Raw genomic sequence first — 7,544 nt, 5'->3', positions numbered from 1 at the left:
AGAACAGGGTTTAGAACAGGGTTTAGAACAGGGTTTAGAACAGGGTTTAGAACAGGGTTTAGCAAGAGAAAGAAATCTAATTATTCGTCTGATTAAACGTAAGCTAGGAGCTATTGATGTGGCTCTAGAGAGTCGGATTATCACCTTGAACATTGATGATCTGGAACGACTGGGGGAAGCTTTATTTGATTTTTTGACAGGGGAGGATTTAACTAATTGGTTAAAGGCTTTAGATGCTTAGTATTTTTCTCTTAAACTTCACAGAAGGCTATTGATTTTTATGGGTATAACTTTTGAAAATGCTATCCAACAAACTCAAGATTTACTAAGTAAAATTGAGTTTTTAGATACCGATACAATCACTGAAAAACTTACCAATCTAGTCTCAACAGAAAATGGAGCTAGAGGATTTTTTGTTACTTACTTAACCAGCGATTTATCCTATAGGGAATATCCTAGTTTAGAAGTAATCACTGCTTTAAAAACTTCTCCGACATTGGTAAATGAATTATTAGTTAAAAATCTGGCTATGTCCACGGCAATGGTCATCTATCATCGCCGTCAAGGAGACGAAGAAAACGCTCGAGGTTCCGAGAAAGTCCAAGAAAAAACTGGTCAACTAATTAAGCAGTTATTATCGCCAGCCTTGGGGGAAAAATTACAACAACTAGCCACCAGTTTAAACAGCGGACAAGGAGAATATCAAGTCTTTCTAGAACGCTGGGGATATGACGATTGCCAACGTCAGGCGATCGCAGAAATCATTCAACCTTTTCTTCAGTAACTAGCTGATCTTTTCCCACAGCTTTGGACAGAAAGAGGGACTGATCGTCCCGGTCAATTAACTATTTTACCTCTTGTTTAGTGCTAAAATAGTCTGTTTAAGCAAATCCCTAGCAAAGGCGTTAGCCTAGGAGGGTTTTGGCATAGCCGCAACAAAATCAAGGCATTTAACCACTGTACTGGTATTTCTGAGTCAACTTCCGGGAGGTAAAACCCCAAGCCGATGATGGGATTTGAACCCACGACCAATTGATTACGAATCAACTACTCTACCACTGAGCTACATCGGCACATTGCCAGTTTCCGATTATATCACGGAGAATAGATACACAGCTAGAAAAATTTTTTTATGAGCAAATCCCCTCGACTCGATCCCCAAAAATACGCCCGCTTGAAAGCGGAGGCGGCCAATCCCTACCGAGGACTGCGGCAGTTTATCTATCTCGGTTTAGGTGCTTCTGGTTTTATTGGTGCGGTGGTTTTTCTGGCCCAATTAGCGGCAGCAAGGGACGTAGCCACCGCCTTACCCAATTTTGCCCTACAAATCGGGGTGGTGGCCCTGATGATTTGGTTATTTCGTCGGGAAAAAAAAGCTGGCGGTTGAGGTAGTAGCGGCTGATAGCCAAAACGGTCTCTTTCCCCGGAGAATAAAAGTTAACATTAACTCCAATATTTCTGTGTTATGATCGGAGGGAGAGTCAAGATTGGTGTTCAAGTTCGTTTTCAGTATTAATTCGGTAAGTCTTTTACTTTAGTATTGTTCGGCTTCTCCCTGAATTTTGTGTCTCCACACCGTTTCGAGTATTGATCGAGGATTCAAGTATTATGTCTATTTTTGTTGGTAATCTCTCTTACGAGATTTCCCAAGAGGATCTAACCGACGTCTTTGCGGAGTACGGTACGGTTCAAAGGGTTCATATTCCCGTGGATCGCGAGACGGGCCGCAAACGCGGTTTCGCCTTCGTGGAAATGGAAAATAAAGCCCAGGAAACCGCCGCAATTGAGGCACTGGATGGTGCTGACTGGATGGGGCGATCAATTAAAGTTAACGAGGCCCGCGAGCGGGAAGCGCGCGCGCCCTTCAGTGGTGGTGGTGGTGACAGAAAAAAACGCTATTAAGCTTTTTTTGTGAATAATTGTCGGGGGTGGACAGGGTTCACCCTTTTTTTGTCGGCAATTGCGATCACCGTTCCCCTCAAAACCAATAGAAATCTAAATGTCTGGGTCTCTCTCAAAGCTAACAAGTAAACTATAAAGGATATCGTCATCAGAATCTGAGCGGCGATCGACTCCCGAATATATGGACAAGAAAAACCCATGGAGACAACCTATACTCTAGCTGATGGGCTTGAAGCACTTCAATGCCCCACTTTAGTCGAAGACGATCGCACGGGCATGAGTCCCGAAACCCTAAAACGGGCTTTTCTGGACAATCTATTTTATTTGCAAGGGGTTAACCGCAGCAATGCCAGTCCCTACAATTACTATGTCGCCCTTGCCTACACCGTTCGCGATCGTCTCCTGCGTCGTTTTCTGAAATCCACCGACACCTACAAACAAGAAAAAGTTAAACTCGTCTGCTATTTCTCCGCCGAATTTCTCATGGGGCGGTATTTAGGTAATAATCTCGCTAATTTGGGTATTTACGACCTAATCAAAGAGACGATCGAGGAATTAGGTCTTGATTTTGAGGAAATTATCGAACAGGAACCGGATCCCGGCCTCGGAAACGGCGGTTTAGGGCGTTTAGCGGCCTGTTTCCTCGATTCCCTCGCTTCCCTAGAAATTCCCGCCATCGGTTACGGTATCCGCTACGAATTTGGCATTTTCCATCAAATCATCCAAGACGGTTGGCAGGTGGAAATCCCCGATAACTGGCTACGCTTCGGCAATCCTTGGGAACTACCCCGTCCCGATGAAAGTGTGGAAGTAAAACTGGGGGGCCGGACGGAAATCTATCACGATGATAAGGGACAGGAACGGGTACAATGGCTGCCGGAACGTCGGGTTTTAGCCATTCCCCACGATACCCCGGTCCCGGGGTACAAAACCAACACGGTTAATGCCTTGCGTCTCTGGAAAGCAGAAGCGAGTGAATCCTTTAATTTTGAAGCTTTTAACGCTGGGTTATACGATCAATCCGTGGCCGAAAAAATGGACGCGGAAACCATTTCTAAAGTCCTTTATCCCAACGATAACACCCCCGCCGGTCGCGAATTACGTCTCGCCCAACAATACTTTTTTGTGGCCGCTTCCCTGCAGGATTTAATTCGCATTCACCTAAAAAACCACAAAAATCTGCAAAACTTCCACGAAACGGCCGCTATTCAACTGAACGACACTCACCCCGCCATTGCCATCGCTGAGTTAATGCGTTTGTTAGTGGATGAAAACGGCTTAGAATGGTCAAAAGCTTGGACAATTACCCAAAAAACCTTCGCTTATACCAATCATACCCTCTTGCCAGAAGCCCTAGAACGTTGGTCGGCGGATCTGATCGGGAAATTGCTGCCCCGACATCTAGAAATTATCTATCTGATCAATCACTTTTTCCTCGACGATGTGCGGACTTGGTTTCCCGATAACGAGGAATTATTGGGCAAATTGTCGATAGTTGAAGAAGCTGGTTGGGGTAATAAACAAATTCGCATGGCTAATTTAGCCTGTGTGGGTAGTCACTCGATTAATGGAGTCGCCGCTTTACACACGGAGTTGCTGCAAAAAGACACCCTGAAAGAGTTTGCCATGCTCTGGCCGGAAAAATTCTACAATAAAACCAATGGTGTCACCCCGCGCCGCTGGATTTTATTGAGCAATCCCCAATTATCGGCACTATTTACCGAAAAAATCGGCGATGATTGGTTAAAAGACCTGAAGGAATTGCGAAAACTGGAACAATACCTTGATGATCCCGCATTTCGTCAGCGTTGGTATGAAATTAAACAGGCGAATAAGGCTGATTTAGCGGCTTATATGCTGAAAACCCGCAATATCGAGGTGGATGTTAATTCGATTTTCGATGTACAGGTAAAACGGATTCACGAATACAAACGCCAACATCTGGCAGTTCTGCACATTATCGCCCTTTACAATCGCATTAAACAGAACCCTCAGATCGATATTGTGCCGCGCACTTTTATCTTTGGTGGTAAGGCAGCCCCCGGCTACTTTATGGCGAAGTTAATTATTAAGTTAACTAATGCTGTGGCTGAAATTGTGAATAAGGATCCTGATGTCAGAGGTCGTTTAAAAGTGGTTTTCCTGCCTAACTTTAACGTTTCTTTGGGTCAGCGCATCTATCCGGCGGCGGATCTTTCCGAACAAATTTCCACGGCGGGTAAGGAAGCTTCTGGAACCGGTAACATGAAGTTTGCCATGAATGGCTCCCTCACCATCGGGACTCTGGACGGTGCTAATATCGAAATTCGCGAGGAAGCAGGGGCAGAAAATTTCTTCCTTTTTGGCTTGACAGCAGAAGAAGTTTATGCTAAGAAAGCCCACGGTTATGAACCGATGAGCTATTACAAAAATAATCGCGAATTGAAGGGAGTGATCGATCGAATCAAGAGTGGTTATTTTAGCCATGGTGACACGCAATTATTCAGACCGATCGTCGATTCTCTCCTCTACGATGACCAGTATATGCTTTTAGCTGATTATCAATCCTACGCTGATTGTCAAGAACAGGTAAGTGAAGCTTATCGCGATCGGGACAAGTGGACGCGGATGTCGATTCTCAACTCGGTTCGTATGGCCAAATTCTCTAGCGATCGCACGATCAGGGAATATTGTCAAGAGATTTGGAAAGTTAATCCGGTCAAGATTAGTTTAGAGGATTAAAAAACTCGGTCAAGTTCGGGTTTAGTCCTTGACTAGCCCGAATTCGGCTCTTCTCGACTTTGTGTGATAATTTTTGCTTATGGAGTCGTGAAATGCTTATCGAGCAAGACTTTTAGGGCTATTTCGCGGATATTCTATCAGTATAGACCTCGTTTCCACACAGAAACCAGAAGAGCCCGAATTCTAGAACCGTCGCCCCAAAAATGCTTTGTGAAAACGATGAAATTTATTATTCTTTGCTATCCAAAAACTCGGTCAACACTTTTGCGTTTTAGGGAGGAGGAAAAATACAAATGTCGGTGATAATTGAACAAAACCTAGGGGAAATTTTAGCCCAAATTAATCACAAATTAGAGAATTTACAAAAAGATGTTACAGACATCAAAATTGAGTTAACAGAAGCTAAGGGGGAAAGACAGGTATTAAAGGTGGAGATTAATTCCCTCCGAGGAGAGATCAATGCGGTTAAGGAAGATGTTAAGGCAATTAAAGGTTCACAACAGGCTCAAATTTGGACATTAATTGGTATTTTAATTACGGCGGTAGGAGGGTTTTTAGTGGCAGTGGGTAGGTTTGTTATTTCGGGTAATCCTTAATTGCCACCCCGATTCCGCAACCTAAGTGTCAGAACGTCTCATTCCAAATCCTGTTATAATAAAACCAGTAAAGACGAGGATATAAAATGCCCAAAAAAGCTTACTTAGCCGAACATCTAAGTTCAGAGGAACTGAAAGATAGATACAGAAGCAGTCAAGACTCAGTGGAAACAAGAAGATGGCAGTTATTGGCTCAAATATCGTTAGGATAGACAGTCAAAAATGCCCCAGTAGCTCTGGGGTTAGATTATCAATATAGTTTGAGAATTCTCAAAAGCTCTAATGAATTAGGAGAAGAAGACGTTAAAAATCTCAAGTTTTTGAGCAACTTTACTACCCATAATATAACACCACCTTCCCAACTGATAACCGATAATTCTTGAGTAACGCACAGAAAACGGGTTTCTCCGAGAAACCCGTTTTCTACTCATGCAAACGACAAAAGGGGAATAAATAATCAGTCTTTAATAACCAGATTTAGTATAGAATTTAACATTAACGCCATTTTCTCAAAAAAATCGACCCGCCTAAGGGCGGGAAAAAAAAGGAAAAAGAAAAAATAGGGAATGAGGGTAAAAAGGGAAAAAAAGGGAAAAAGGGTTACAGAGTTCTCCCGAATACGCAGACTACCCGAAAACCGACATTGTAGTAGCGGCTGACGCGGCGGACGTCGTAGTAGCGAAACGCGGAACGGCAGACATAAGGATTGAGGCCCCAAGAACCGCCCCGCAGATGAGAACGATTATCATCCCCATTTTCTATCCAAGCACTGCCATCCGTCGGCGCACCATCATAATTATCATGCCAAGTATCGGCGCACGATTCCCAGACATTGCCGTGCATATCGTACAGTCCGAAGGCATTGGGGGGAAATTGTCCCACGGGAGTCGTTTGTTGTCGATATTCTCCTTTGTATTCATCGGCGTAGGTTTCCCTGGACCTGTAGTTGGCCAATTCCCCGGTAATGGTTTCCCCAAAGTAAAACGGGGTGGTAGTTCCAGCACGACAAGCGTATTCCCATTCCGCTTCACTCGGTAGTCGGTATTCCTGTTTTGTTTCCCTTGATAGTCGTTTACAGAATTCCGTTGCTTGATACCAGTTGACACTTTCTACGGGTAGCTCATCCCCTTTGAAGTTAGAAGGGTTTGTCTCTAGGTCGATGTCTATTTTAGCGGTTGCGGCGATCGCTCTCCACTGTTCCTGGGTGATGGGATAACGTCCCATGTAGAAAGAAGAAACGGTTACTCGATGTTGAGGTCTTTCCCATCTAAATCCGTCCCAGTTAAATTTTTTCACCAGTCTTTCGATTTCCTCGTCTTCCGTTCCCATCGTGAATGTGCCACCGGGGATGGCAACCATTTCTAAGGTGATGCCGTTGCCCAAATCTTGGGCGAAATATTGGGACTGCTTCGACTCTTTTTTGATTTGCTCACCCTTCGCATTTACTCCCACGATCTCAAAGTTAAATACTGATAACAGTTGTTTTGGCTCTTCTGGAACGATTACCGATTGTTTTGGCTCTTTTGGAACGATTACCGATTGTTTTAGCTCTTCTGGTTCAAGCTTGAACTGATAGGTAATTGCTCTTTCTAGTTGCTCAAATCCGTTTTCTTTCCAATAATCAAGCCGGTGAATATCTCGCAGATTCAAGCCAACTTCTGCACTTCGCAGATCAGGAATTTCGCATTCTTCTAACCTCATAGGAATAAAAAAAATTGTCCCCGGTAGCATCTGTCCCAAGGTATCAAGTGCAATCCTCAACTCCCGTTGGATGTATCCCTGTTTAGCCGATTTCGCTGACAGACAGGCCAGAAAAATCTGACTAGCTTTAATCGCTTTCGGAATTTCATCTCGCCAAATTTGACCCGGAATCAGGTCTTCTTCATCCAACCAAGGTTTATACCCCGCTTGCTTGAGGCGGTTATACAGTGCCAAAACTGCTGGTTTATCCTCACTAGCGTGAGCTAGGAAAATTTGGATCTCTGACTTCTTCTTCACTTTGGTTTCTACCAGTGTAGTCGCTACTGATTTACTAGGTAACTTAGCAGATTCTAGGGGTTAGAGGTTTGGTCTGGTGAGGAACTAGGGGAATTCCGATAGAGATTTGTGGTTTGCCCATAATAAGCACATTTTTTCCGCCGCCATGCTACCAAATCCATAGCCAAGTATCAACCTTCCAGTTATTTGGCTCTTCTAGGTTCTGTGTGATCAGTTTAACTTACAATATGATCGATCAATCTTTGTGTCCTTTGTGTCTTTGTGGTTCGTTCCACTCACTCGCCAGCAGGACTGTATCCTAGAATACATTTTACCCACCAAACCTGG

The 7,544-nt window shown here is 44.0% G+C and carries 7 protein-coding genes and 1 tRNA gene; 6 read left to right on the top strand and 2 right to left on the bottom strand.

The annotated features are described in order from the left end of the window. Both ACE1AQ_RS02915 and ACE1AQ_RS02910 read left to right on the top strand, forming a co-directional pair. On the top strand, positions 1-241 hold a 241-nt coding region (locus ACE1AQ_RS02915; RefSeq protein ID WP_374807813.1), incomplete at its 5' end, for a DUF4351 domain-containing protein. A gap of 39 nt (positions 242-280) precedes the next feature. Further along, the gene (locus tag ACE1AQ_RS02910; protein WP_106908496.1) at positions 281-784 is read left to right on the top strand and encodes a hypothetical protein; all 504 of its coding nucleotides are present in this window, start codon (positions 281-283) and stop codon (positions 782-784) included. Positions 785-1,001: 217 nt separating this feature from the next. Here ACE1AQ_RS02910 and ACE1AQ_RS02905 read toward each other — a convergent pair. Further along, a tRNA-Thr gene (locus ACE1AQ_RS02905) sits at positions 1,002-1,073 on the bottom strand. 59 nt (positions 1,074-1,132) lie between these two features. On the opposite strand from ACE1AQ_RS02905, the gene ACE1AQ_RS02900 reads away from it, so the two are divergent. The 4 genes from ACE1AQ_RS02900 to ACE1AQ_RS02885 all read left to right on the top strand — a co-directional run bounded on the left by ACE1AQ_RS02900 (position 1,133) and on the right by ACE1AQ_RS02885 (position 5,219). Beyond that, positions 1,133-1,387, top strand: coding sequence for a DUF3493 domain-containing protein (locus ACE1AQ_RS02900; RefSeq protein WP_008198594.1), 255 nt, complete (start codon positions 1,133-1,135; stop codon positions 1,385-1,387). Positions 1,388-1,608: 221 nt separating this feature from the next. Next, positions 1,609-1,902 (top strand): RNA-binding protein, encoded by a 294-nt coding sequence (locus ACE1AQ_RS02895; protein ID WP_008198592.1) that lies wholly within the window; start codon positions 1,609-1,611, stop codon positions 1,900-1,902. A gap of 198 nt (positions 1,903-2,100) precedes the next feature. Continuing rightward, entirely contained in the window at positions 2,101-4,623 is a 2,523-nt protein-coding gene (locus tag ACE1AQ_RS02890; RefSeq protein WP_106908495.1) for a glycogen/starch/alpha-glucan phosphorylase, read from the top strand. A gap of 293 nt (positions 4,624-4,916) precedes the next feature. Beyond that, positions 4,917-5,219 (top strand): hypothetical protein, encoded by a 303-nt coding sequence (locus tag ACE1AQ_RS02885; RefSeq protein ID WP_008198589.1) that lies wholly within the window; start codon positions 4,917-4,919, stop codon positions 5,217-5,219. Between the two features lie 600 nt (positions 5,220-5,819). Here ACE1AQ_RS02885 and ACE1AQ_RS02880 read toward each other — a convergent pair. Then, on the bottom strand, positions 5,820-7,217 hold the full coding sequence (locus ACE1AQ_RS02880) for an SUMF1/EgtB/PvdO family nonheme iron enzyme (protein ID WP_110545785.1): 1,398 nt from the start codon (positions 7,215-7,217) through the stop codon (positions 5,820-5,822). Positions 7,218-7,544 lie beyond the last annotated feature (327 nt).

Origin of the sequence: Microcystis sp. BLCC-F209 (genome assembly GCF_041928595.1) — a bacterium.
In the GTDB taxonomy this organism is placed as follows: Bacteria; Cyanobacteriota; Cyanobacteriia; order Cyanobacteriales; family Microcystaceae; genus Microcystis.
The sequence above is the reverse complement of the archived record's forward strand: the minus strand, read 5'-3'. Positions and strand labels throughout refer to the sequence as shown.

Coding starts and splice junctions, on each gene's coding strand:
- ACE1AQ_RS02890 (WP_106908495.1), top strand. CDS start 2,101: ATGGAGACAACCTATACTCTAGCTGATGGGCTTGAAGCACTTCAATGC.
- ACE1AQ_RS02895 (WP_008198592.1), top strand. CDS start 1,609: ATGTCTATTTTTGTTGGTAATCTCTCTTACGAGATTTCCCAAGAGGAT.
- ACE1AQ_RS02910 (WP_106908496.1), top strand. CDS start 281: ATGGGTATAACTTTTGAAAATGCTATCCAACAAACTCAAGATTTACTA.
- ACE1AQ_RS02885 (WP_008198589.1), top strand. CDS start 4,917: ATGTCGGTGATAATTGAACAAAACCTAGGGGAAATTTTAGCCCAAATT.
- ACE1AQ_RS02900 (WP_008198594.1), top strand. CDS start 1,133: ATGAGCAAATCCCCTCGACTCGATCCCCAAAAATACGCCCGCTTGAAA.